The organism is Mesorhizobium sp. CC13 (assembly GCF_039907765.1).
GTDB lineage: Bacteria > Pseudomonadota > Alphaproteobacteria > Rhizobiales > Rhizobiaceae > Aminobacter.
Genome location: NZ_JARDJI010000002.1, coordinates 1 through 24265 on the forward strand (window position 1 = coordinate 1; position 24265 = coordinate 24265).

Sequence of the window (24265 nt, forward strand, 5' to 3'; positions counted from 1 at the left end):
CAGGGCGGCACCGTCACCGCCCCGATCAAGAAGGGCGAGCTCATCACCTATGCCAACGCCGCCGTCGCACCGGGCTCCAAGATCGCCGAACTCAGGGCACGCCAGGACCGGCTGGTCTATGGCGAATAGCCCGTACGCCGCGCGTCGAGGCGGACGGGCGGCTCGGCTCTAAAGCATTTCCGCTATTCTTCGAATCGCGGAAATGCTCTGTGCTTTTGATTTTGCGCAATTCCGGACGGAAAACCGCTGCGCAGGTTTCCTGGAGTTGCTCTAGGCCTGTCGGCAAGCTGCAAGGATGGCCTCCCGCAAATCCTCTCCGCCGATCGGCTTGTGGAGGATGCGGGCGCCGCTCGCGTTCACTTCCTTCAGCCGTTCCGGCGAGGTGTCGCCGGTGATGATGATGGCCGGCACGGGGCGGCCGACATAGGCAGTGAGGGCCTGGATCGCCTCGAAACCGGTGGCGCCGTCCGCGAGGCGGTAGTCGGCGACGATCAGGTCGACGGGCGCATGTCCGGCTTTCGAAGCCTGCGCGTGGGCGCTTTGCGCCTCGGCGGCGGAGCGGCCGGCATAGACGCGGTGTCCCTCCAGGGTGAGCAGTTGCACCATGGCGTCGAGCACGTCGGCTTCGTCCTCGACGACCATGATGCCGGCCGAGACGCCGACATGGGCGACTTGCTCGACCGGCCTGGGCGATGCCGCCGTGCGGACAATGGGGACCGTGACCGCGAACAGGGAGCCGCTGCCGGGCCTGGAGACGAGCCTGAGCGGATGCTTCAGCAGGCCGGCCGTGCGCCGCACGATGGCCAGCCCCAGGCCCAGCCCTTGCGTCCTGTCCCGCGCCGGGTTCTGCAGCTGCACGAACTCCTCGAAGACCATCGCCTGTTGTTCCGCGGGAATGCCGGGGCCCGTGTCCAGGACCTGTATCTCCACCATGTCGCCACGCCTGCGGCAGCCGAGCAGGACGCGGCCTTGCGTCGTGTAGCGAAACGCATTCGACAACAGGTTGTTGAGGACGCGCCTTGGCATCATCGGGTCGCTCTCGACCCGCAGGCTGCTGTCGACGACGCGCCATTCCAGGCCGCGCTGCCTGGCCTCTTCGGCAAACTCGCCGTTAAGATCGCGGAACAGCTCGCGCAGGGCCACCGTCTCCAGGGTCACCGTGACGATGCCGGCGTCGAGCTTGGAGATGTCGAGCAGCCCGTTGAGCAGCCCGCTGAGGTTGCCGACGACGGATTTTGCCCGGCCCGCCAGGCTGCGGGCATCGGCCGAAGGCACGTCGCCGCGCTGCCCCAGCACGGCCAGCGTGGAGACCAGCAGGCTCAAGGCGTGGATCGGCTGGCGCAGGTCGTGGCTGGCGGCGGCGAGAAAGCGCGTCTTTGCACGGTCGGCCGATTGTGCCCGGTCGCGCTGCTCCTGCAGGTTCAGGACCAGGTCCTCGTTCTCCAGCCGCAGGCTGATGGTTTCGCGCAACATGCGATAGGTGATGCGGCAATAGTAGAAATTGATGGCCACGAGTGACGCCAGCAGGAACAGGAAGGCGCCGGAGATGTCGCTTTCGGTGGTGATGGTGCGGACGGCGACCGGCAGGGCCGTGGCGAGGATCGAGCCGACGAGGGCCGGCGGGAACGCCGAGAGCGACGGCACGGTGCCGCAGACGAGGCCGGTCAGCACGATGACGGTGAAGGAAAGCACGATGGGCGCCTCAGGAAGGAAGCCGGCCCAGCCGAGCCCGCCCCACAGCAGGCCCGAAACCCACGAAAAGCCCGCCGCCAGCCACGCCCATCGCAGCATCGATCCGGAATCCCGCTTGCGGCCGAAAAAGCGGCGGGACGCCAGGACGCGGATCGCGGTCAGCAGATACAGCGCGCCGAGCCATGCCGCGAGCCAGGTTATGGAAACGGCGCTGCTGAGGACATACACGGCCGCGAGCGAGATGACGATGTTGGAGATGACGACGCCGTAGGAATTACGATACAGAAGCTCGACGAGAGCCTGGCGTATCTTGTCTTCCTGCATGGTATTCCCCCAGTTGCCCTATATCTGCTAGCACGGTTGATCTATCGGCAACTTGTTTTCCATAAGTTGGCGACTGGACATTATCTTGCCATTTCGTGGATAGCGACTGGATGAATCGCTTGCTCACCGCCATCATCGCCGACGACCACGCCATAGTCCGTGAAGGCCTCAAGCTGCTTATTTCGGTGATGGACAACGTCACGGTCGTTGCCGAGGCCGCGGATGGCGAGGCCCGGTTGAGGCAAGTGCGGGACACGCGCGCGGACCTTTTGATCCTCGACCTCGGCATGCCGGGCATTCCCGGAATCCAGTTCATCTCCGACATAAGGCAGCTTGCGCCTCGAACGAAGGTCCTGGTGCTGACCGCGAATGTCGAGCCGAGGACGGTGCGCGCTGCGATGGAGGCGGGGGCGAGTGCATATCTCACCAAGGACGGCGACCCGGAGGAACTCGGCGCGGCCATCGAGGCCGTGAAGGAGGGCGGAACCTATCTGGCGCGAACCGTTCGCTTCGCGGTCAGCGAACCGTCCCGACAGGCCGTTCCCATGCAGGAGGCCCTCTCGCCGATCCCGCTGACGCGGCGCGAGCGGCAAATCCTGGCGCTGGTCGCGCACGGCATGACCGCACGCGAGGTCGCCGAACGGCTGGGCATCAGTCCGCTGACTGCCCGGAAGCATCGGGAAAACCTGATGCGAAAACTCGATCTCCACAGCGCCGCTGAACTGACCGGCTACGCGGTACGCCTAGGGCTTCCGGCAGGCTGACCCGATCGCCGCGCCGAATACATTGCCTTAACCATCCAAAGCGTGGGCGAAAGCGCGCGCGACCTGCCCCACGCCTATTCCTCCCAGCGGCTTGGTCGTACGGGGAGGAGCCGTCATGCTGTCGCTGGTCCTGTTGGTTCCGTTTGCCGTCGCAACGCTTGCTTTCGCTGTCATGCCGGGGCCGGCGATACTCTACATGACCGCTCAAACCCTGACCTATGGCCGGCGGGCGGGATTGAGGGCGGCCCTCGGCATCCACATCGGCTGCTATGCGCATATCATTGCGGCCGCCATCGGCCTGGCGTCGCTGATCGTACAGGCACCGACGGTCTACGCGGCAATCAAGCTGGCCGGCGCGGGCTATCTGGTCTGGCTCGGGCTCACCATGTTGCTGGGCTGGAACAAGGCATCCGAGAAGGGCAGCCCGGCCTCGAACACCCTGCGCGACAGCATCGTGGTGGAAGTTCTCAATCCAAAGACGGCGCTGTTCTTCCTGACCTTCCTGCCGCAATTCGTCGACCCGTCGGCGTCGATGCCGCTCTGGCTTCAGTTCATGATCCTCGGCATGATCGTCAATCTCGTCTTCTCGGCGGCCGACGTGGCCGCCGTGGGCATCGCCTCCGTCGCCCATGGCCGGTTGAGGGCCGGCAGGGCGGAATGGGTGATCCCCAAGGCCTGCGGCTCCATCCTGATCGGACTTGGCGTGGCTCTGGTCGGCTATTACCAGTGACATGCCGGCACGGCATCAGGCCAAAATGCTGTCATCGTCGGCTGCGTCGGCTTCAGGAAACCAAACCTGGTTCTCCGTCAGGAGGCGAGGCGACCGCTTGCCGCCTTCGGGCTTCGACCAGGATGTGGACGGCGACGGCGATGAACACGATCAGCCCTCCGGCGAGAGTGCTTAAGCCAGGCGTCTCTCCAAAGGCGAGCCAGACCCAGAGCGGAGCCAGCGGCGCATCGAGCGAGCCGATCAGGGCTGTTTCGATCGCCGGCAGCAGCCGCGCGCCAAGCGTGAACATGGCAAGGCCGACCGCCGAGTTCACCAGGCCGAACATGGCCAGGATGGTCAGGTCGTACGCGGAGACGGCGAGCGGCTCGCCAAATGGCCAGCAGACCAATCCGCTCAGCAGCGCGGAGAGGCAGGCGGCCGGCATGGTGGGAATGTCGTGGAACCGCCGCGCAATGACCATCATCGCAGCCATGCAGAAGGTCATTCCAAGAGCCAGCAGATCTCCGAACAGGCCGCCCTCGGCGCCCAGGCCGACCATCAGGGCAACGCCTGCGAGCGCGGCAAGGCTGGCGATTATGGCATTTCTCGACGGCCTTTCCCGCATCACCAGCCAGCCGAGCGCTGCCGCGATGAACGGCACCGTCGCATAGATCACCGCGACATGGGCAACCGTCGTGTGCCTGAGCGAGGTGATGAACAGGACCATGCCGACCGCCGAGACGATGGCGTACAGCCAGCCGGGCCAGGCCATGGTGCGCACGACGCGCCATGCGTTCCTCCGCTCCATGGCAAGGATCACCACGGCGATGCCGATGGCACCGAAGATGCCGCGCCAGGCGAGCATCGTCCAGCTATCCAGCGGAACGAGGCGGGTGAAGAATCCCGCCGTGCTCCAGGCAATCGCCGACGCGGTGACGAGGGCGAGGCCGAGCCTGTATTCCGTGACATTCATGGCTGGCCTCGATCCGTACCGGGCGAGGCGGGCTTGTTCTTCCAGTCACCGGTCGTATTCCACCAGCGATTGGGGTTGGTGCTGTCGTCGAGACCCTTGGACCGCGCGGTGACTATGGTCTGGAGCCTGATCACCGGCTCCTGATAGCTGTGTACTACAAAAATCGTCTCGATGACCCTTTCGACGAGCTGCTGCTCGTCGGGAAGCTCGAACGACACCTCCAGCGTGCCCGGCCGCTTGCGAATGTCCGTCTCCGGCCCCGCTGCTGCGCCGTCGAGCGGCCGGTAGCGTTCGATGCCTGGCCCGGACTGCCACGCATTGCTGTCGTAGTTTCCCATGGTCAGCGGCGCAACCTTCACCACTTCGGCCATGATGCGGTCCACATCCTCGGAGGGCGCCTGGAAGGTGAGCAGGCACATCCGCTCCATCCGTACCGACTTCGTTTCAAATATCCGATCGACCATTGCCGCCTCGCAGGTGAATGATCGTCAGCCTAGCTGCCCCATGCTGACACCTAGTGTCAGCATGCTCATGCTAATAGTCAATCATGTGCAGGACGAACCGTGATGGGACGATCGAGCCGGCTGTTCGAGATCATCCAGATGCTGAGGCGGGCGGCGGGGCCGGTCTCGGCGGGCGCCATCGCTGATGTTCTGGAGGTCAGCCAGAGGACCATCTATCGCGACATCGTGGCGCTGCAGGCAATGCGGGTTCCCATCGAAGGCGAGGCCGGCGTCGGCTACGTCATGCAGCCGGGCTTCGACCTGCCGCCCATGATGTTCACGGCCGACGAGGTGGAGGCCATCGTCGTCGGCCTGTCGCTCATCGGGCGTACCGGCGATGCCGAGCTTCTGGCGGCGGCGGCCCGCGTCGGCAGCAAGATCGCCGACATCCTTCCCGACGCCGTGGGCAGACGCATCGAACGATCGCCTCTTCACGTATCGCACTGGAACGCCGTTCCTCCCGCTTCGGTGGAGTACCGGGTCATACGCGAGGCGATCAGGGACGAGCGCAAGCTTCACCTGCGCTATCGGGACGCGGAAGCCCGCTCCAGCGAGCGCACCGTCCTCCCGATCGCGCTGGTCTACTACGTGGACAACGTCCTGCTCGCAGCATGGTGCGAGCTGCGTCAGGATTTTCGGCATTTCCGCGTCGACAGGATGACCGCCTGCGTCGCCACCGAAAGCCTGTTCAAAGGCCAAGGCGAACGCCTCAGGGCCGAATGGCAGGCGCGGCATGAACTGTTTTCGGCCTCTTGATCGTCATGCGCATGCCGGCGGGAATGACTTGCAGACGGGGAGGGTCAAACCCATGGTCCGGCAGCGGGACTGCGGCGTCCCAGTGGCCGGAGCCTATCGGAATGCGCAGGAGACCGTGCCGAGGCCGGCGAATGCGACGGCCAGCTCCTGGTCGGGCAAGACCTGCAGGATCGGGGTGAACGAACCGAGCGTCACGATGTCGCCGGCACTCAGCGCGGCATGCTGCATGCGCAATTGCCGCGCGAGCCAGGCGAGGGCCAACAGCGGGTGTTCGTCGGCTCCCGTCAGGTCGGCCTTCGCCACGGTGTTTCCGTCGATCGTCGCCCGCACCGAGAGCCTGGCCGTCGCCAGCGGATCGAGATGTCTGGTCGAGGCGCCGCAGATGGTGGCCACGTGCAGACCGAAATCCGCAATGGCCGCCAGGTGCGCGTCGCCAATCGGCCTGGTGCGGCGGCCGAGGAGGCCGATCGCCGGCTGGCAGGCGACCACCGCATCCGCGCAGGATTCGATGCCGATCGTTTCACCGGGGTCGGGGAAGGTGCGGCCGAGCGTCAGCGCCAGCTCGCACTGCGCGCCGATCATTCCGGCCGGCAGGGTGTAGGCTGCCAGCTTGTCGTGGAAGGCCTTGCGCGGAATGGGGGCGTAAATCGGCTCGCGCAACCCCAGCGTCCGGCGCGTCGCATGGCTGGTGCCGACGAGTGCATAGCCCTTGAAGTCGCTGTCATAGGCGTCGAGGGCCGTCTGCTGAACAGCCAGAGCCTCCGCCTCGTCCGCAATGGCGGACAGCGCCAGCCCGCCAACCACGCCGGCATTGCGATTTTGCGCCAGTTGCTCCCCGAGCCTGTCCAGCATGTCGTCCATGCGGCGAGGCTACATCGGCAACGCATAAAAATTCGAGATGGGAGGCGCGGCGAAAACATTAAAATCCGCTGAGGATAATGCCTTCGCGACGCCGTCCCGTCTCGCGCATCTCAGCGCTGGAAGATCACCGGGAACCAGTCTTCGCGCAGCTTCTCGCCCGGCTGCATGCCGTGGCCCGGGAAGGGCGGCGAGGTGCGCCCGGGACGCTCGACGTAATGCGCGTCGTCGCCCATCAGTCGCAGCGAGAAGGCGCGGCGCCGCGACTTGCTCTCGTTGCCGCGGGCGCCGTGCAGCGTCTTGTAGTCGAAGGCCACGGCATCGCCAGGCTCCATCTCCCATTCCACGATCTTCATCCCCTCGGCATCCGGATCGGGCACCGGCATGTAGGTATCGGCGTCGGGGTAGAAATTCTGCTCCGACAGCCAGCGCGTCGGCAGCACCGGCTTCTCCCACAGATGCGAGCCGGCGACGCAGCGCAGCGAGGCTTCCCGTACCGGGTCGAGCGGCGACCAGAAGCTGACCGTCTGCCGGCCCTCGACGAAATAGTAGGGCGAGTCCTGGTGCCAGGGGGTGGGTTTCGACGTTCCCGGCTCCTTGACCAGCACATGGTCGTGGAACAGTTGCACGGTGTCCGACTGCATCAGGTCGGCGGCGACCTCGGCGGCGGGCGACGTGCGGATCACCGCCTCGAATTCCGGGATGCGCTGCCAATTGCAGTAGTCGTCGAAGAAGCGGCCGCCTTCGCCCGCCTTCAGGTTCTCGGCGGCGTATTCGCCGGGCTCGGCCATGTTGGTCTCGACGCCCTTCCGCAGCGCCTCCACGTGGTCGCGGAAGAGGCCCTTGATGAGCACGACACCGTCGCGCCGGTAGCTGTCGATATGATCCTGGGTGATGAGCGGGTGGGGCATGGCTGTCTCCTCAATGCGCCCCGATCATATGCGGCCGATGGATTTTAACTTCCAATAATATATGAATAAGATAGATATAATCAGGTGTTATATATCTCGCTCAGGCAGCTCGAATATGTGGTGGCGGTGGCCCATGCCGGCAGCCTGACCGTTGCCGCGCAGCAGGTGAACGTCTCGCAGCCGGCGCTGTCGGTGGCCGTGACCCAGGTCGAGGCGCATCTGGGGCGCAAACTCTTCCTGCGCCGTAAGGGCGTGCCGGTGATGCTCACCGGCTTCGGGCGGCTTTTCCTGGCGGATGCCGAGGCGCTGCTGGCCGATGCGGCGCGGCTGGAGGACCCCGGGGCGTTGGGGCGGCGACGGCTGGCGCGCGTCACGCTCGGCATCTTCGAGGACCTGGCGCCGACCTGTCTCGCGCCGCTGCTGCGGCGGTTGCGCGAAGGCTTCCCCGATGTCGAGATCAGGACGCGGGTGGCGAGTTTCGAGACCCTCGCCGAAGCCGTGCCGGCGGGCCAGATCGACCTGGCGCTGACCTACGATCTCGGGCTCGACGCCAGTTTCCGGCGCGATCTCTATTCCCTGGTGACGCCGCAGGCGTGGTTTGCGCCGGATGATCCGCTGGCGGGGCGCGTCGAGGTCAGCCTCGCCGAGCTCGCCGGCCGGCCGCTGATCCTTTCGGATCAGGGCCTGTCGATCCGCCACATGCTGGGGCTGTTCCGGTCGCAGGGGCTGACGCCGCTGGTGGCGCACCGGGCAGCCTCCGTCGAGGTGATGCGCAGCCTGGCGGCGAATGGCGAGGGCGTGGGCATCAGCTACACCAACCCGGCAGGTGCGGTGAGCTATGACGGCAGGCCGCTCGCGCGGGTGCCGGTCGCCGACGCCGAGGCCAGGGAGCCCATCGTCCTGGTCCATTGCGGCGACCAGCCGGCACCGTTGCCCGAGATCCGCGCCGCCATCCTGGCCACTGCCGCGCAAGAGCCCGCCAGCCATTCAGTCGGATGACAGGTCGAGATCGGCTCGGCGAAGCGCAGACGGCCGGCGCTCCACCGCGGGCGCGGCCTACGCCTCCAGCGCGCCGGAGCGGGCGCGCTTGCTCGGGCCGATCCCGACCAGCTTGACGAGATCGTCGCCGGCGCCAGTGAAGCGGTGCGAGCGGCGGGTGAGGATGTAGCCGTCCTGGGGCGCGAAGATTTCGACGCGGCCGCCGTCCTCGCCGGGCGCGCGCACGATTGTCGCCAGCCGCGCACCGGCCTTGACCCGGTCGCCGGGCTTGACGTCGTAGAGGATGGCGCCGGAGCAGGGCGCGGGCATCATTTCGATATGGTCGATGGGCGCGACCACGCCGGCGAACGGCTTCGGCGCTTCGACCGATTGATCGGCGACCACGCCGCGCGCCACCAGCAGGCGGTAGATGCCGTCGGCATCGTGCTCGGCCGTGCCGGCATAGACGTCCGACGTGCCGCGATATTCAACCGTGGAGATGACGCGGCTTTCGAGGCGGGCCTCCTTGCGCGGCAGCTTCAGCCAGGGATGCAGCGAAGCCTCGTCGAAGGAGGCGCCCGACTGGCCGCCCCACAGGATGACTGCGTCGACACCCATGGCCGCGGCGCAATCGGCCATCGCCGGCCACAGTTCCTCGGGCACGTAGAGATAGGCCACGCCCTCGTCGTCGCAGTGCAGGTCGAGCACGATCTCGTGGCCGACCGACAGCTTCAGGAGCCGCGCCTTGAGCCGCCTGTCGGCGGTCATCGCCACCTCGTCGCCGGGCAGGAGCGACACGTCGGGCCGGTCGAGCAGGGGGAAATCGCGATTGTAGTTGACGCGCGTGCCGAGGTCGAAGCGGCCCTGCGTCGAATGGAACAGCTGCTGCGTGCCGCCGATGGGGTTGGCGCGCGGCACGACGGTGAGGTTGCCGCGGATGCGGCCTTCTTTCTCAGCCTTGCGCAGGCGCGGCATCAGCGCGTCGATGGCGACCACGCCGGGCAGCTCGTCGCCATGGAGCGCGGCTTGGATATAGGCCGAGGGCGCGTCCGCCGCCGAGCCCTTCAGGCGCAGCACCGCAAATTCATAAGCGATGCCGTCGCGGTCGCCCCTGATCGTCTCGACGCTCTTTTCCAACTTTTCGACCCCTCGATTCTTTTGCCTGAGCGGTAGAGCAGACCGCGGCTGCGCCGTCCTGATCCAGCCGCACCCGTCCGCCGCGCCAGGCGGCTCAAGCCACTGCCGCACCCCACTGCTTCATCAACTGCACGGAGCGCGCCAGCTGCGGTGCGGCATGGAACTCGTGGCCGAGCGTGGCCGCCGCCCGCCAGGGCCAGCGCGGGTCGGCGAGCAGCGCGCGGCCGAGCGCCACCATGTCGGCCTGGCCGTCGCGGACGATCGCGTCCGCCTGGCGCGGCTGGTCGATCATGCCGACAGCCCGCACCGGAATGCCGGTCGCCCGCTTCACCGCTTCCGCCAGATGCACCTGGTAGCCGGGGCCGGTGCGCAGGCTCTGGTGGGGCGAGTTGCCGCCGCTGGAACAGCAGATGTAGGCGATGCCCGCTGCGGCGTAGGCCCTCGCCACCTCGATGCCTTCCTCGAGCGTGAAGCCGCCCTCGACCCAGTCGGTCAGCGACATGCGCGCCCCGATCATCAGCCCGGGCACGGCCTCGACGACCCGGCGGGCGATTTCGATGGCAAAGCGCATGCGGTTGTCGAGCGATCCGCCCCACCGGTCGGTGCGGTGGTTGGAGAGCGGCGACAGGAACTGGTGCAGCAAGTAGCCATGCGCCGAATGCAGCTCGATGAAGTCGAAGCCGGCGCGCTCGGCCCGCTTCGCCGCTTCGACGAAATGGCCGATGGTCTGTTCGATCTCGTCCTCCGTCAGCGCGTGCGGCACCTGCCAGCCGTCGGCATAGGCGAGTGCCGAGGCCGACACCACCGGCCAGGCATCCTCGTTTGGCGCCAGCGGGCCGCCGCCTTTCCACGGCCTGCGGTTCGCGGCCTTGCGGCCGGCATGGGCCAGTTGCACGCCGAACTTCGCTCCGGGCGTCGCGACACGCCTGGCGGCATCCAGCGTCCGTTTCGCCGCTGCCTCGTTGGCATCCGAATAGAGCCCCATGCAGCCATGGCTGATGCGGCCGCGCCGTTCCACGTCGGTCATCTCGACGGTGATCATGCCGGCGCCCGACATGGCGAGGTTCATCCAGTGCTGCAGGTGCCAGTCCGATGCCGAGCCGTCGTCGGCCGAATACTGGCACATGGGGGCGACGGCGATGCGGTTGGGGAATTCGAGCTTGCCGAGGCTGATCGGCGAAAACAGATGGGTGGTCATGGCGGCTCCGAAATCAGGCAGGGCAATGTAGGATGTTTGCTGGCCGCGACAACCGTGTTGCATGGGGCCAGCGCGTGCTATTCGGAGCCTAGACGACCGCGTATCGCTCAGAATCGGATGCACCCATGAAGTCCAGAGACCGGCTCGAAGCCATCCTTGAGCGTCTCGCCGCGCGCGCCGGCGAAGAGCGCGTGTTCATGAAGCTCTACGCGGAAGCCGCCCGGGCCGCGGCCGATGCCGCCGATGCGCGGGCGAGGGCGGGCCTTTCGCTCGGCCCGCTCGACGGGGCCATCGTCTCGATCAAGGACCTGCTCGACGTCAGGGGCGAGCCGACGCTCGCCGGATCGCTGATGCGCCGCGACGCGGCGCCCGCGCAGGAGGACGCCCTGGTGGTGAAGCGCCTGCGCCGCGCCGGCGCCGTCATCGTCGGCAAGACGGCGATGACCGAATTCGCCTTCACCGCGCTCGGCATCAATCCGCACTACGGCACGCCCGGCAATGCCGCCGACCCCACGCTCATCCCTGGCGGCTCGTCGTCCGGCGCAGGCGTGTCGGCCGCGGAGGGCACGTCCGACATCGCCATCGGCTCGGACACCGGCGGCTCGGTGCGCGTGCCGGCGGCGCTCAACGGCGTCGTCGGCTTCAAGCCGACGGCGCGCCGCGTGCCGCTCGACGGCGCCTTCCCGCTGTCGCCGTCGCTCGATTCGCTCGGGCCGCTGGCAAGGACGGTCAGTGCCTGCATAGCCGCCGACGCCGTCATGGCCGGCAAGGAGCCCGCCGGCCTCGCGCCGCTTTCGCTTGCCGGCCTGCGCATCGGCGTGCCGCACGGGCGGCTGATGGAAAACTGCGATGCCGTCGTCACCGCCGCCTTCGACCAATCGCTGAAGCGGCTTGCGGCCGCGGGCGCCCGCGTTGGCGATCTTGCGCTCGACGACCTGCTCGCCGGCATGCGCGACGCCACCCGCGCGGCCTCGATCGCGGCAATCGAGGGCGCCGAGATCCATGCCGACTGGCTGTCCGCCGGCGCCAGGGTCGCGGTCGACCACCATGTCAGCGGCTCGCTCGGCCGCGCCATGCAGGTTCCGGCCGTCACCTACATCCGCACCATGCGCCGCCGCGCCGAGCTTGCTGCGGCGATGGACGAGCGCCTCTCCGCCGTCGATATGATCGTGCTGCCGGCGACGCCGGTCGTCGCCCAGCCCATCGCCGAGATGCTGGCCGACGGGATGCACGGCAACCGCATCGAGGGGCTTTTGCTGCGCAACACCCAGGTCGCCAACCAGTTCGACCTCTGCGCCCTGTCGCTGCCCATGGCGGGCACGGCGCTGCCGGCCGGCCTCATGCTGGTCGGTCGCCACGGCCACGACCGCCGTGTGCTTGCAGCGGGTCTCGCGGTCGAGCGCCTGCTGCGAGGGTAATTCATGGTCCCGCGCTTCGGCGGCTCGGCGCGCCGGCCGCTTTTCGCACGACGCCCGGCTCGGGATCCATGGCCGGCACTGGTTCGGTAGACGGCCCGCTGCCGCCTCTTGCGGAGCCGGCTCAAATGATGGTCATCTGCCCCAGGACGTTGCAGGATCGGAATCGGGAGGATGTGAGATGCCGTCGACAATGAAGGGACCAGCGATCTTCCTCGCCCAGTTCGCCGGCGACGCGGCGCCGTTCAATAGCCTGAAATCGATTACATCCTGGGCCGGCAGCCTGGGCTACAAGGGCGTGCAGATCCCGACACCCGATACGCGGCTGTTCGACCTGCAGAAGGCGGCGACGTCGAAGACCTATTGCGACGAGATCAAGGGCATCTGCGCTGATGCCGGCGTCGAGATCACCGAGCTCTCCACCCACCTGCAGGGCCAGCTCGTCGCCGTCCACCCGGCCTACGATGCCCAGTTCGACGGCTTTGCGCCTGCAGCACTCCAAGGCAATCCCAAGGCGCGGCAGCAATGGGCGGTCGAGCAGATGAAGCTTGGCGCAAAAGCCTCGCAGAACCTCGGCCTCAAGGCCTGCGTGTCCTTCACCGGGGCGCTCGCCTTTCCCTATCTCTATCCCTGGCCGCAGCGGCCGGCCGGGCTGATCGAGGAGGCTTTTGCCGAACTCGGCAAGCGCTGGCGGCCTATCCTCGACGCCTATGACGCGGCCGGCGTCGACCTCTGCTTCGAGCTGCATCCGGGCGAGGATACCTTCGACGGCATTAGCTTCGAGATGTTCCTCGACGCGGTGAAGGGCCACAAGCGCTGCAACATCAACTACGACCCGTCGCACTTCCTTTTGCAGCAGCTCGACTATCTCGCCTTCATCGACATCTACCACGAGCGCATCAAGGCGTTTCACGTCAAGGACGCCGAGTTCAATCCGACCGGGCGCCAGGGCGTCTATTCCGGCTACCAGGGCTGGCTCAATCGTGCCGGCCGCTTCCGTTCCCTCGGCGACGGCCAGGTCGATTTCACCGGCATCTTCTCCGGGCTCGCGCAGTACGGCTACGACGGCTGGGCGGTGCTCGAATGGGAGTGCTGCCTCAAGCATCCGGAGGACGGCGCCGCCGAAGGCGCGCCGTTCATCGAAAGCCACATCATCCGCGTCACCGACAAGGCGTTCGACGATTTCGCCGGCGGGACGAGCGACCGGGCGATGCTGAGGAAGATGATGGGGATCTGAACGTCGCGCTGCCCCTCATCCCCTGCCGGACCTTCTCCCCGTCACTATACGGGGAGAAGGTCCGGCAGGGGATGAGGGGCAGCGCCAACATTTTCAAGGGAGGACACTACATGGTCGGTGCATCGAATTCGGGGAACGGCAACGGCCCGATCCGCTACGGCATGGTCGGCGGCGGGCAGGGCGCCTTCATCGGCGCCGTCCACCGCATCGCCGCCCGTATGGACGGCGACTTCCAGCTCGTCGCGGGTGCGCTGTCGTCCAATCCCGAGCGCGCCAGGGCGTCAGCCGCCGAGATCGGCCTCGACCCCGAGCGCAGCTACGCTTCCTATGCCGAGATGGCCAAGGCCGAGGCCAGGCGCCCCGACGGCATCGAGGCGGTGGCCATCGTCACGCCCAACAACGTCCACTATCCGGCGGCCAAGGCCTTCCTCGAGGCCGGCATCCACGTCATCTGCGACAAGCCGCTGACGGCGACGCTGGCCGAGGCGAAGAAGCTTGCCGCGCTGGTCGAGAAGACCGGCAAGGTCTTCGTGCTGACCCACAACTACACCGGCTATCCGATGATCCGGCAGGCGCGCGAGATGGTCGCCAAGGGCCTTCTGGGTGACATCCGAGTCGTCCAGGCCGAGTATCCGCAGGACTGGCTGACCGAGGACCTCGCCGCCACCGGCCAGAAGCAGGCGTCGTGGCGCGCCGACCCGAAACAGTCGGGCGCCGGCGGCGCCACTGGCGACATCGGCACCCACGCATACAATCTCGCCCGCTTCGTCTCCGGCCTCGAACTCGACAGCCTGTCGGCCGACCTCGACGCCTTCGTGCCGGGCCGGCTGCTCGACGACAACGTCAACGTCATGCTGCGCTTCAAGGGGGGCGCCAAGGGCATGATCTGGGCGAGCCAGGTGGCGCCGGGTCACGAAAACGGGCTGAAGCTGCGCGTCTACGGCTCCAAGGGCGGCATCGAGTGGGTGCAGGCTGATCCGAACTACCTCTGGTACACGCCCTTCGGCCAGCCCAGGCAGCTGATCACCCGAGGCGGCGTCGGCGCGGTTGCTGCGGCAGCGCGGGTGACGCGCGTGCCTTCGGGCCACCCGGAAGGCTACCTCGAAGGTTTTGCCAACATCTACCAGGAAGCCGCCCGGGCCATCCGCGCGGCTCGGAAAAAGGGCGGCAAGCCGGGCAGGGATGTCGTCTATCCGACCGTTCAGGACGGGGTCGAGGGCGTGGCCTTCATCGAGGCCTGCGTGCGCTCGTCGAGGAAGAACGCCGCCTGGACGAAACTCTAGGGGGCCGGTTCGCCGGCGCCCCTCGATGGCAAAAGGGTACGGGCATGAGAAACCGCTTTCCGATGCCGACCTCGACATCATCGAAGCTAGATTCCGGCGTGCGAGCACGGGGCCGTGGAAATCGTATGTTGAAGGCCGGGATCGCGTTGGCGGTTCGAGTTTCATCATGGTCGGCGAAGGTGCTGGTCGGCAGGACGATATGGAACTGACCGGCGCCACGGCTGCGGATCAGGATTTCATCGCCGAAGCCCGCCAGGACATCCCCGCGCCCGTTGCCGAGGTCCGTGCGTTGAGAGCCCTGCTGAAATGACCGCGCGTGAAGCGACCTTCCGGCTGTAACGCGGGCTTAGCGCCGCCTGGCAGTGTGCAGCCGATCACTCGGCGAAAAACGCGGCGGTTCGCTGCGTCCAGGTCTTCACGTCGTCGATGCTGCGGGCAACGTGAAGGGTTGCATTGGGGATCAGCTCGGCCAGCCGTTCGGCGGTGGTCACGGGATGCAGCGGGTCGGTGTCCCAGGCGAGAATCAGCGTGGGGTGCGGCAGTACGGCCAACGCGGCCGGATCGGGCAGGTCCGAGCGCCCGACACCGCGCAGCACGGCCGGCACCAGTTCGTCGTCGACGTCCGGACTGAACTTCGCCTGCGGATAGTCGGCGAAGATCGGCAGCGGCGGCATCTCGGCCCATTGGCGCCGCCATGCGGCCGACCCGATCTCCTCGATGGTGTCGGCGGTATCGAAATACCATTGCCTCAGCTGATCGGGGCCGGACTCCCAGGCAACCGGCGGGATCAGCAGCGCCAGGCGCCTGAAGCGGTGCGGCGCGGCAATGGCCGCATGGAGGGCAGCGGCTGCGCCCCAGGAGGAGCCGGCGAAGTCGATGGGTTGGTCGATCCCGACCTCGTCGAGAAGGCCGAGCAGGTCGGCAGCGACCTGTTCGAACCGGTAGTCGGCGGATTTGGGCCGACCCGTCGAGTGGCCGTGCGCGCGCTGGTCGTAGGTGAGCAGCGGGCGACCGGCCGCGATGAGGTCGAGGTCGAAGATGCCCAGGCCCCGCACGGCGGCCCTGCTCAACAGGATGCCGTGGGCATATCCGATCGGAATCCCCGCACCGCCGGTCAGGCTGTAGGCGATGGTGGCCCCTTCTGCGGCGAACTGTCTGTCGGTCATGTCGGTCTCCTGGCGGGTTGGCGTAGGTGTGAGGCTGCGCGTTCCCGGCGATGGAGGGTCAAGCACTTTCCCGAATCTTCACGATTTCTCGGAGATCGCCCGACATCGCAGTCGCATTTGGCTCCGGGGCAGAACAGGATTCAGTCGATCCGGCGTTGGCCTTTTCCGGCCTTATTCACAAGCACGAACAATTGTATACACTACTTCGTTGCACCCTCTTCCTAATCGTACACAATCTATGCATACATAGCCCGGCGAAGCTCCGGCGCCGCGCTCCGGGGAAGGTAGGCGCGGGCGGATCTTACGAGGATCAACACCTAGGGAGGGATGAATGAAACGTGGATTTCTGGCGCTGTGCGCCGCAACCGCAGCACTTGCCGGCGTCGTCGGGGCGGCGCAGGCCGCGACGATCGACACCGTCAAGAGCCGCGGCAAGCTGATCTGCGGCGTGTCGCTCAGCACGCCGGGCTTCGCGGCCGCGGACGAAAAGGGCCGGATGGAGGGCTTTGACGCGGACGTCTGCCGCGCCGTGGCCGCCGCCGTGTTCGGCGATCCGGAAAAGGTCGATTTCGTCCTGACCAACATCAACACCCGCTTCCAGGCGCTGCAGTCGGGCGAGATCGACGTTCTGTCGCGCCAGACCACCAACACCTTCTCGCGCGAGACCTCGCTCGGCCTCGATTTCGGCCCGACCGTGTTCTACGACGGCCAGGGCCTGCTGGTGCCCAAGTCGCTCGGCGTCTCCAGCGCCAAGGAACTGACCGACGCGGCGATCTGCACGCTGCCCGGCACCACCACCGCCCAGAACCTGACCGACTTCTTCCGCACGATCGGCGGCAAGTTCGAGCTGGTCGTGTTCGAGAGCCCGGACGAGAACCGCGCCGCCTTCTATTCCGGCCGCTGCGAGGCGATCTCGTCGGACCGCTCCGACCTGGCGTCGATCCGCGCGGTCGCCAACAATCCGGACGACTACGTGCTCCTGCCGGAGACGATCTCCAAGGAGCCGCTGGCGCCGGCCGTGCGCCAGAACGATTCCAACTGGCGCGACATCGTCTCGTGGTCGGTGTGGATGCTCATGGCCGCCGAGGAGAAGGGCATCACCCAGGCCAATGTCGACGAGAAGCTGAAGAGCGAGGACCCCGAAGTGCAGCGCATGCTGGGCGGCGCCGACGAACTCGGCAAGATGCTCGGGCTCGACAACAAGTGGGGCTACAACGTCATCAAGGCCGTCGGCAACTACGGCGAGGTGTTCGACCGCAATCTCGGCGAGAAGACCAAGCTCGGCATGACCCGCGGCCCGAACACGCAGTGGAACGCCGGAGGCCTGCTCTACGCGCCGCCGGTGCGCTGACGACACCGGTCCGCGCCGCCGCAAGCCGGCGCGGACCTTTCCTTCTGCTCCACCTCTCGGCGCGCCCATGCTTTTCCTGAACGACGCGCGATTCCGCGCCGCTTTCTACCAATTCGTCGCCATTTCCGCCGTGCTGCTCGCCGGATGGGCGATGTACAGCACCGCGAGCGCCAATCTCGCCAAGCAGGACATCGCCACCGGCTTCGGCTTCCTGTCGCGGCAGGCCGGCTTCGAGATCAGCGAGGCGGCCATCGCCTTCCAGTCGACCGACAGCGTCGGACGCGCCATCCTGGTCGGCATCGCCAATACCGTAAAGGTGTCGTTCCTGGCGGTGGTGTTTGGCACCATCATCGGCCTGTTCGTCGGCATCGGCCGGCTGTCGACCAACCCGCTGCTCAGCCGCCTCATGCTCGCCTATGTCGAGGTGCTGCGCAACGTGCCGCTGCTGCTGTACCTTCTGCTCTGGTACTCGCTGATCATCCTGGTGTTTCCGCCGGTCAAGCAGGCGATCCAGTTCCTGCCCGGCTTCTTCCTGTCCAACAGCGGCCTCGCCGTTCCGGCCATCCAGTGGCAGAGCGGCTTCTACGCGCTGCTCGGCGCCGTGGCGATCGGCCTGGCGGCAGCCTCCATTGCGCACGCGATCGCCCGCCGGCGGCGGATCACCAGCGGAACGGGCGGCTCGGGCTGGGCCATGGCCGCGCTGCTTTTGCTTCTGCCCATCATTGCCGTCTGGGCCAGCGGCCAGGTCGCGGTCACCTGGGAGGTGCCGGAACTCGGGCGGTTCCGGCTCACCGGCGGGCTGCACATTCGTCCCGAATTCGTGGCACTGCTCTTCGGCCTGGCGCTCAGCCTGTCGGCCAGCGTCGCCGAAATCGTCCGCGGCGGCATCCAGGCGGTGAACCGGGGGCAGTGGGAGGCAGCGATGGCGCTCGGCCTATCGCGCTCGCTGGCGCTTCGGCTGGTCGTGCTGCCGCAGGCGCTCAGGGTCATCGTGCCGCCGCTCACCAACAACTATCTCAGCGTCTTCAAGAACAGCTCGCTCGCCATCGCCATCGGCTATCCCGACCTGGTGATGGTGTCGAACACGGTCATGAACCAGACCGGCCAGGCCATCGAGACCATCGCCATCTTCATGGGCGTCTATCTCGGCCTGTCGGTGCTGATCTCCGTCTTCATGAACTGGTACAACGCGCGTGTCGCGCTGAAGGAGCGCTGACATGACCGACGTCCAGGCACTCCCCACAGCGGCGGAGAAGGTCGCCCGGCCGCCGCGTCGGTCACGCTGGCGCGAGGCCTATTTCGGCACGCCGGGCAATGCCGTCGTCACGCTGGTTTCCGGTGCGGTCATCCTGCTCTTGGCCAAGCTCGCCATCGGCTGGCTTTTCGTCGATGCCGTGTTCGACGGCAGCTCCGAAGACTGCAAGCAGAGCTCGGGCGCCTGCTGGCCGTTCCTGGCCGGCAAGCTGCGCTACATGCTTTTCGGCTTCTATCCCTTCGAGGAGCAGTGGCGGCCGCTCGCCGCACTCATCCTGTTCGTCGGCAGCTGCGCCGTGTCAATGGTTCCACGGCTGTGGGGCAGGGGCCTGCTGCTCGCCTGGGCGTTCGTCATCCTGCCGCTGCTCTATGTGCTGATGGCCGGCGGCGTCTTCGGCCTCACCCCCGTGCCGACGTCGAAATGGGGCGGCCTGCCGCTGTCCTTCACGCTGTCCTTCGTCGGCCTGGCGTTTGCGCTGCCGCTCGGCATCGGCCTTGCGCTGGCGCGCGCCTCGGAGCTGCCCGCCATCCGCGTGCTCGGCACGGGCTTCATCGAGATCGTGCGCGGCGTGCCGCTGATCAGCATCCTGTTCATGGCGGCAGTGATGCTGCCGCTGTTCATGCCCGACGGCGTCACCATCGACAAGCTGCTGCGCGCCCAGGTGGCGATCATCCTGTTTGCCGCGGCCTACATCGCCGAGGTGGTGCGCGGCGGCCTGCAGGACGTGCCCAAGGGCCAGTTCGAGGCCGGCCGCTCGCTCGGGCTGCACTACTGGCAGGTCATGTTCAAGATCGTGCTGCCGCAGGCGCTGAAGAAGGTCATCCCGGCGCTGGTCGGCCTGTTCATCGCCTTCTTCCAGGACACCACGCTGGTGACGATCATCGGCCTGCTCGATTTCCTCGACACCGTGCGCACGGCGCTGCGCGACCCCGAATGGCAGGGCATCGCGGTGCTCGAAGGTTATATCTTCGCCGCCGCGGTCTACTTCCTGTTCAGTGCCGTGATGGGCGCCTACAGCCGTTTCCTCGAAAGGCATTTCAATACGTCGTATCGGTAGGGGGGTGCGCGCGAGGGGAGTCGGCGCGCGCAGCAGCCGTTCTGGACCCGGAGTTCCCTTGGCATCCGAGGGGCTCAGAGCCGGTAAAATGTATCCGTGCGCTTCGTCGGTCTAAGCCGCGTTATTCTGGCGCTCTACTGGCGCTTTGTTCGGTGCGCCACGCTTGCGCCCAGCACCCGGCCTATTGCCGCCGGGCGACATGTTTGATTTCCTGCATCGGGGTTTGATTGTCGTTCAAAGGGGCGCATGTGGCTGAGGCAAGGGGGGCGCTTGGCAGATTAGCGAAGTTCTTGATGATCGCTTGGATGTGGCTCGGCCTGTTGCCCATGCTTGCCAAGATGTTCGGCGGCGGCTTCGTACCCTCGACTGAATGGGCAACCACAACACGCGGCCCTGGACTGATTGCCGGTCTAGGGACCGTGATGCTGTGGCTTTGGTTGGTATGGAGCGCCGACGATTGGCCTTCGCGCAGTGACCTAAGCAAGTTCGGTGCTGTCTTTGGCGTGCTGTTCTTGGGCTTCATGATCGGCAAGAACGTCGTGGACGTTACCGGCCCGATGGCCGTTGCGCTGATCGCGGGCGAGGAGACCGAGCTGCAGTTCACTGTAGAACGCACTGACAGCTTCGGACCCAAAGGCTGTCGTTCGCAGGTGGAGCTGCAGGGGCTGCCGCTCCTGTTCAATAGCGCTTGCGGCGTTCCGAGTGACTTCAGGGACAGCCTCACCCCAGGTACACGCGTCGTAGTTTCTGGCCGCGGGACCAGTCTAGGCGTCTATGCAAGGTATATGCGTCGAGCTGATTGATTGGCGGCAAGGAGGTAGGCGACGAAGCGCTGCTGCTTGTCAGTTGGCGCCACGTCTGGTTACCCTCGGCTGTTGTCGAAATGGGGGTGGGCAATGGCAGGCGACAAACCGAACCCAACATGGCTGAGGTTCCTCGTCCTTGTTCTGTTTTGTCTGTCGTGCGCCGCGTGGGTCTCTGCAATTCTCTCCGGCGAACTCAAGGATGTTGTGTCGATCATCACAGGCGCCACGTTACCGTTGGCCGGCTTTTTCGCGTTTCGAACCTTTGGTGGGAAGTTTCAACGATAGACTGCCTGGCCCGGTCGCGGCTGTACTCATGGGTGATCGCAAGCCTTCGCCCTTTGGACGGCATCAGAGATATATCTTCCCGATGACGTGTCGGAGCATCGATCAATTTCGTCATTGATCCGCAACGCAGTCGTTGACACTTTGAAATGAGGCGCATGGAGGGAGAACGGGCATGAGCTTTCAGACTATCAGCATGGAAGCGCTCGATAATTTCCAGCTTGATGAGCACGGTCGCCTCTACTGGAAGGGTGAAGCAGTCATACTGGAGAAGAAGCTCACGCTTCAGACCTACCAGATTATCCTTTTGACCCTCGGAACACTTGGTGCGCTGCTATCGGGCATTCACCCATTCGGCCAGTCATTCGGCTGGTGGTGATCGGGACGTCTGGACCGCTCGTTTCCCACCCCGACCTGGGGGAAACCAACTTAAAGCAGGGGCGCAAATGTCAGCGCAGGCAATCGACCGTGTAGATCTTGCCGGGAAGGCAGGAAGCATCGTGCTTTAAGACTGGATGGCGGAAGATATGCAGGACGGCTGCAATCTCATGCGGATGGATGCCGAAAGCCACATCCTCTGGAAAGCCTCCCCGCCTATCAAGGGCATGCAAGACTGCTTCACTGAAGTACAGTGGGATGGCCAAAATCTTACCGCAGGAACGTGGAGCGGTTATCGCGTAAGCATCGATCCCGAGAACGGCGAAGTAACCGTGCTGGGATTCACGAAGTAGGCCGCTTCCACGCCAGAGCGGCTTAGCATGCTCTGCCTCCGACAGTTCTCGGGGCGTAGGCTGCCCCTCAGCCCTCCGAATTTTTCGGAAACACCTTCCAGCGATTGGGCCGGAAGGTCACCCGGCTCTTGTGGGCGGCCGGATGGCCGACCGGCAGCTCGATCTCGACGCGCTCGCGGCCGCCGCCGATCTCGAGCTCGACGCGGCGCGTGCCGGCGACGCGGCGGCTCGACGCCACAGTGCCGGCGATGCAGCCGTTGCATTCGTCGAGCAGCTCGACATGGTGCGGACGGAAATAAAGCGTCGCCTCGCCATTCGGCAGGTCGGGCGTCGCAAGCCCGATCGGCCGGTCGGCGATCCAGACATGGCCGTCCTCGACCTTCACCGGCAGCGAGCTCGATTCGCCGATGAAGCCGTAGACGAAGGGCGAGTTGGGCTGGTCGTAGACCTCGTCGGCGGTGCCGACCTGCTCGATGCGGCCCTGGCTCATCACCACCACGCGGTCGGCGAGCTCGAGCGCCTCCTCCTGGTCGTGGGTCACGAACACGGTGGTGTGGCCGGTGGCGTCGTGGATCTCGCGCAGCCAGCGCCTGAGTTCGCGCCTGACCTGCGCGTCGAGCGCGCCGAATGGCTCGTCGAGCAGAAGCACCCGCGGCTCGATCGCCATGGCGCGGGCGAGCGCCACGCGCTGCCGCTGGCCGCCGGACAGTTGCGCCGGATAGCGCTTTTCGAGGCCCGAAAGCTGCACCAGGTCGAGCAGCTCGGAGGCGCGGCGGCGGATTTCAGCCTTGGGCGGGCGCTTGCCGCCCGGCCGCACCTTGAGGCCGAAGCCGATGTTGTCGGCCACCGTCATGTGGCGGAACAGGGCGTAGTGCTGGAACACGAACCCGACATTGCGCTCCTGGATCGTCCTGTTCGAGGCATCCTCGTCGCCGAAGTAGATGGTGCCCCGGGTCGGCCGCTCCAGGCCCGCGATCAGGCGCAGCAGCGTCGTCTTGCCCGAGCCCGACGGGCCGAGCAGCGCGATCAGCTCGCCGGAGCGTATGTCGAGCGAAACATCGCGAAGCGCCGGAAACCGGTCGAATTCCTTGCGCACATTGGCAACGCGAACATCCATGAAACAACCTCGGTCAATGTCCGCGCGTAGCGGCAAGTTCGGCGCCGTAGCGCATTTCAAGTATGGTTTTCAGCACGAGCGTCACCAGCGCCAGGCCGGCGAGAACGGAAGCGACGGCGAAGGCGCCCACGGCATTGTACTCATTGTAGAGAATTTCGACCTGCAGCGGCATGGTGTTGGTCTGGCCCCTGATGTGGCCCGAGACCACCGATACGGCGCCGAACTCGCCCATGGCGCGCGCGTTGCAGAGCAGCACGCCGTAGAACAGGCCCCATTTGATGTTGGGCAGCGTCACGTGCCAGAAGGTCTGCCAACCATTGGCGCCGAGCGAAAGGGCGGCTTCCTCGTCGCCGGTGCCCTGTTCCTGCATCAGCGGGATCAGTTCGCGCGCGACGAAGGGGAAGGTCACGAAGATCGTGGCGAGCACGATGCCGGGGACCGCGAACAGGATGACGATGCCCTGCGCCTTGAGCCACGGCCCGAGCAGGCTCGATGCGCCGAACAGCAGCACATAGACCAGGCCCGAGATCACCGGCGACACCGAAAAGGGCAGGTCGATCAAGGTGATGAGGAAGGCCTTTCCCTTGAATTCGAACTTGGCGATGGCCCAGGCGGCGGCGACGCCGAAGACGAGGTTGAGCGGCACCGAGATCGCCGCCACCAGCAGCGTCAGCTTGATCGCGGCGATCGTGTCCGGTTCGTTGACGGCTTCCAGGAAGGCGCCGATGCCCTTGGCGAAGGCCTGCTCGAAGACCACGATCAGCGGCACGACCAGGAAGATGCCGAGGAAGGCGAAGGCCGTCGCCATCAGCAGGAAGCGTGCCACCGGCGCTTCGCTGGTGGCCAGCGAGACGTGCTCGTGCAGTTGGTCTGCGGGGTAAAGCTCCGGATCAGCCATAACGTTTGCGGGTCCACGCCTGGATGAGGTTGATGATGAAGAGCAGGCTGAAGGACAGCAGCAGCATGATCGCGGCGATCGCGGTGGCGGCGGCGTAGTCGTATTCCTCCAGCCGGATGATGATCAGCAGCGGCGTGATCTCCGACACGTAGGGCAGGTTGCCGGCGATGAAGATGACCGAGCCGTATTCGCCGACGCCGCGGGCGAAGGCCAGCGCGAAGCCGGTGGTGACGGCCGGCGCCAGCCCCGGGAACAGCACCCTGGTGATCGTCTGGAAGCGGTTTGCGCCCAGCGTGGCGGCCGCTTCCTCGACCTCCTTGTCGATCTCCTCGATGATCGGCTGCACGGTGCGGACGACGAAGGGCAGGCCGATGAAGATCAGCGCGATGACGATGCCGAGCGGGGTGTAGGCGACCTTGATGCCCAGGGGCTCGAGCAGGCGGCCGATCCAGCCTTGCGTCGAATAGAGCGTGGTCAGCGCGATGCCGGCCACCGCGGTCGGCAGCGCGAAGGGCAGGTCGACCATGGCGTCGACGACGCGGCGCCCGGGAAAGCGGTAGCGCACCAGCACCCAGGCGACCAGCGTGCCGAACACGACATTGACCAGGGCTGCGATGAAAGCGGTGCCGAAGCTGATCTCGAGCGCCTTGAGCGTGCGCCGGTCCGTGGCGATGGCGAGGAAGTCGCTCCAGCCGAGCGCCGCCGAGCGCCAGACGAGAGCCGCCAGCGGGATGAGGATGATGAGGGTGAGGTAGGCAAGCGAGAAGCCGAGCGTCAATCCAAAGCCTGGAATGACGCTCGGCTGTCTGAACCGCCACCCCGCCGCAGCGGGTGCTGAACTCATGTCGTTTGGAACTTCCCTGC

General features: G+C 66.2%; 25 protein-coding genes and 1 pseudogene. 15 read left to right on the forward strand and 11 right to left on the reverse strand.

All coding sequences use genetic code 11. From position 1 onward, the window contains the following. Window positions 1–129, forward strand: a pseudogene (locus PV773_RS03055) (homoserine dehydrogenase); the annotation flags it as partial. 141 nt (window positions 130–270) lie between these two features. Here PV773_RS03055 and PV773_RS03060 read toward each other — a convergent pair. Then, on the reverse strand, window positions 271–2016 hold the full coding sequence (locus PV773_RS03060) for an ATP-binding protein (RefSeq protein WP_347964935.1): 1746 nt from the start codon (window positions 2014–2016) through the stop codon (window positions 271–273). A gap of 110 nt (window positions 2017–2126) precedes the next feature. Here PV773_RS03060 and PV773_RS03065 point away from each other — a divergent pair, with 110 nt between their 5' ends. Together PV773_RS03065 and PV773_RS03070 are read left to right on the forward strand one after the other, a co-directional pair. Beyond that, window positions 2127–2780, forward strand: a complete 654-nt coding sequence (locus PV773_RS03065) for a response regulator transcription factor (protein ID WP_347964936.1) — start codon at window positions 2127–2129, stop codon at window positions 2778–2780. A gap of 115 nt (window positions 2781–2895) precedes the next feature. Further along, window positions 2896–3510: a LysE family translocator gene (locus tag PV773_RS03070; RefSeq protein WP_347964937.1), complete on the forward strand. Its 615-nt coding sequence runs from the start codon at window positions 2896–2898 to the stop codon at window positions 3508–3510. A gap of 52 nt (window positions 3511–3562) precedes the next feature. Here the strand turns inward: PV773_RS03070 and PV773_RS03075 are convergent, their stop codons facing one another. Both PV773_RS03075 and PV773_RS03080 read right to left on the reverse strand, forming a co-directional pair. Beyond that, entirely contained in the window at window positions 3563–4462 is a 900-nt protein-coding gene (locus PV773_RS03075) for a DMT family transporter (RefSeq protein ID WP_347964938.1), read from the reverse strand. Beyond that, window positions 4459–4926: a hypothetical protein gene (locus PV773_RS03080; protein WP_347964939.1), complete on the reverse strand. Its 468-nt coding sequence runs from the start codon at window positions 4924–4926 to the stop codon at window positions 4459–4461. The genes PV773_RS03075 and PV773_RS03080 overlap by 4 nt, the downstream gene beginning before the upstream one ends. Before the next feature lie 102 nt (window positions 4927–5028). On the opposite strand from PV773_RS03080, the gene PV773_RS03085 reads away from it, so the two are divergent. Further along, window positions 5029–5721 (forward strand): YafY family protein, encoded by a 693-nt coding sequence (locus PV773_RS03085; protein ID WP_347964940.1) that lies wholly within the window; start codon window positions 5029–5031, stop codon window positions 5719–5721. Between the two features lie 93 nt (window positions 5722–5814). On the opposite strand, the gene PV773_RS03090 is transcribed toward PV773_RS03085, so the two are convergent. Both PV773_RS03090 and PV773_RS03095 read right to left on the reverse strand, forming a co-directional pair. Next, the gene (locus PV773_RS03090; protein WP_347964941.1) at window positions 5815–6582 is read right to left on the reverse strand and encodes a fumarylacetoacetate hydrolase; all 768 of its coding nucleotides are present in this window, start codon (window positions 6580–6582) and stop codon (window positions 5815–5817) included. A 110-nt stretch (window positions 6583–6692) separates the two neighbouring features. Next, on the reverse strand, window positions 6693–7490 hold the full coding sequence (locus PV773_RS03095) for a phytanoyl-CoA dioxygenase family protein (RefSeq protein WP_347964942.1): 798 nt from the start codon (window positions 7488–7490) through the stop codon (window positions 6693–6695). An 84-nt stretch (window positions 7491–7574) separates the two neighbouring features. Here PV773_RS03095 and PV773_RS03100 point away from each other — a divergent pair, with 84 nt between their 5' ends. After that, complete coding sequence (locus PV773_RS03100) at window positions 7575–8489, forward strand: LysR family transcriptional regulator (protein ID WP_347964943.1); 915 nt, start codon at window positions 7575–7577, stop codon at window positions 8487–8489. Between the two features lie 57 nt (window positions 8490–8546). On the opposite strand, the gene PV773_RS03105 is transcribed toward PV773_RS03100, so the two are convergent. Then, window positions 8547–9605 (reverse strand): succinylglutamate desuccinylase/aspartoacylase family protein, encoded by a 1059-nt coding sequence (locus tag PV773_RS03105; RefSeq protein WP_347964944.1) that lies wholly within the window; start codon window positions 9603–9605, stop codon window positions 8547–8549. Between the two features lie 94 nt (window positions 9606–9699). Beyond that, window positions 9700–10803: an NADH:flavin oxidoreductase/NADH oxidase gene (locus tag PV773_RS03110; RefSeq protein WP_347964945.1), complete on the reverse strand. Its 1104-nt coding sequence runs from the start codon at window positions 10801–10803 to the stop codon at window positions 9700–9702. Window positions 10804–10928: 125 nt separating this feature from the next. On the opposite strand from PV773_RS03110, the gene PV773_RS03115 reads away from it, so the two are divergent. From PV773_RS03115 to PV773_RS03130, 4 genes are all read left to right on the forward strand, one after another. After that, window positions 10929–12221 carry an amidase gene (locus tag PV773_RS03115; protein ID WP_347964946.1) on the forward strand — a complete coding sequence of 431 codons (1293 nt, stop codon included), beginning with the start codon at window positions 10929–10931 and terminating at the stop codon, window positions 12219–12221. 178 nt (window positions 12222–12399) lie between these two features. Next, complete coding sequence (locus tag PV773_RS03120) at window positions 12400–13455, forward strand: sugar phosphate isomerase/epimerase (protein WP_347964947.1); 1056 nt, start codon at window positions 12400–12402, stop codon at window positions 13453–13455. Window positions 13456–13565: 110 nt separating this feature from the next. Continuing rightward, window positions 13566–14738, forward strand: coding sequence for a Gfo/Idh/MocA family oxidoreductase (locus PV773_RS03125; RefSeq protein WP_347964948.1), 1173 nt, complete (start codon window positions 13566–13568; stop codon window positions 14736–14738). A 25-nt stretch (window positions 14739–14763) separates the two neighbouring features. After that, the gene (locus PV773_RS03130) at window positions 14764–15048 is read left to right on the forward strand and encodes a hypothetical protein (RefSeq protein WP_347964949.1); all 285 of its coding nucleotides are present in this window, start codon (window positions 14764–14766) and stop codon (window positions 15046–15048) included. Between the two features lie 64 nt (window positions 15049–15112). Here the strand turns inward: PV773_RS03130 and PV773_RS03135 are convergent, their stop codons facing one another. Further along, window positions 15113–15904: an alpha/beta hydrolase gene (locus PV773_RS03135; RefSeq protein ID WP_347964950.1), complete on the reverse strand. Its 792-nt coding sequence runs from the start codon at window positions 15902–15904 to the stop codon at window positions 15113–15115. A 331-nt stretch (window positions 15905–16235) separates the two neighbouring features. On the opposite strand from PV773_RS03135, the gene PV773_RS03140 reads away from it, so the two are divergent. The 6 genes from PV773_RS03140 to PV773_RS03165 all read left to right on the forward strand — a co-directional run bounded on the left by PV773_RS03140 (window position 16236) and on the right by PV773_RS03165 (window position 21386). Beyond that, window positions 16236–17255, forward strand: coding sequence for an amino acid ABC transporter substrate-binding protein (locus PV773_RS03140; RefSeq protein ID WP_347964951.1), 1020 nt, complete (start codon window positions 16236–16238; stop codon window positions 17253–17255). A 67-nt stretch (window positions 17256–17322) separates the two neighbouring features. Next, window positions 17323–18471, forward strand: a complete 1149-nt coding sequence (locus tag PV773_RS03145) for an ABC transporter permease subunit (RefSeq protein ID WP_347964952.1) — start codon at window positions 17323–17325, stop codon at window positions 18469–18471. A gap of 1 nt (window position 18472) precedes the next feature. Then, entirely contained in the window at window positions 18473–19567 is a 1095-nt protein-coding gene (locus tag PV773_RS03150; protein ID WP_347964953.1) for an amino acid ABC transporter permease, read from the forward strand. Between the two features lie 293 nt (window positions 19568–19860). Continuing rightward, complete coding sequence (locus PV773_RS03155; RefSeq protein WP_347964954.1) at window positions 19861–20370, forward strand: hypothetical protein; 510 nt, start codon at window positions 19861–19863, stop codon at window positions 20368–20370. Window positions 20371–20830: 460 nt separating this feature from the next. Then, a complete protein-coding gene (locus PV773_RS03160) occupies window positions 20831–21034 on the forward strand; it encodes a hypothetical protein (RefSeq protein ID WP_347964955.1) in 204 nt (67 codons plus the stop codon). A gap of 136 nt (window positions 21035–21170) precedes the next feature. Further along, the gene (locus PV773_RS03165; protein WP_347964956.1) at window positions 21171–21386 is read left to right on the forward strand and encodes a hypothetical protein; all 216 of its coding nucleotides are present in this window, start codon (window positions 21171–21173) and stop codon (window positions 21384–21386) included. A 67-nt stretch (window positions 21387–21453) separates the two neighbouring features. Here PV773_RS03165 and PV773_RS03170 read toward each other — a convergent pair whose 3' ends face one another. Genes PV773_RS03170 through cysT form a run of 3 tightly spaced genes read right to left on the reverse strand, consistent with a single transcriptional unit; the run spans window position 21454 to window position 24245 of the window. Further along, complete coding sequence (locus tag PV773_RS03170) at window positions 21454–22503, reverse strand: sulfate/molybdate ABC transporter ATP-binding protein (protein ID WP_347964957.1); 1050 nt, start codon at window positions 22501–22503, stop codon at window positions 21454–21456. Window positions 22504–22516: 13 nt separating this feature from the next. Next, the gene (cysW, locus tag PV773_RS03175) at window positions 22517–23401 is read right to left on the reverse strand and encodes a sulfate ABC transporter permease subunit CysW (RefSeq protein ID WP_340038671.1); all 885 of its coding nucleotides are present in this window, start codon (window positions 23399–23401) and stop codon (window positions 22517–22519) included. After that, window positions 23394–24245, reverse strand: a complete 852-nt coding sequence (gene cysT, locus PV773_RS03180; protein WP_347964958.1) for a sulfate ABC transporter permease subunit CysT — start codon at window positions 24243–24245, stop codon at window positions 23394–23396. The genes cysW and cysT overlap by 8 nt, the downstream gene beginning before the upstream one ends. Window positions 24246–24265: the final 20 nt, after the last annotated feature.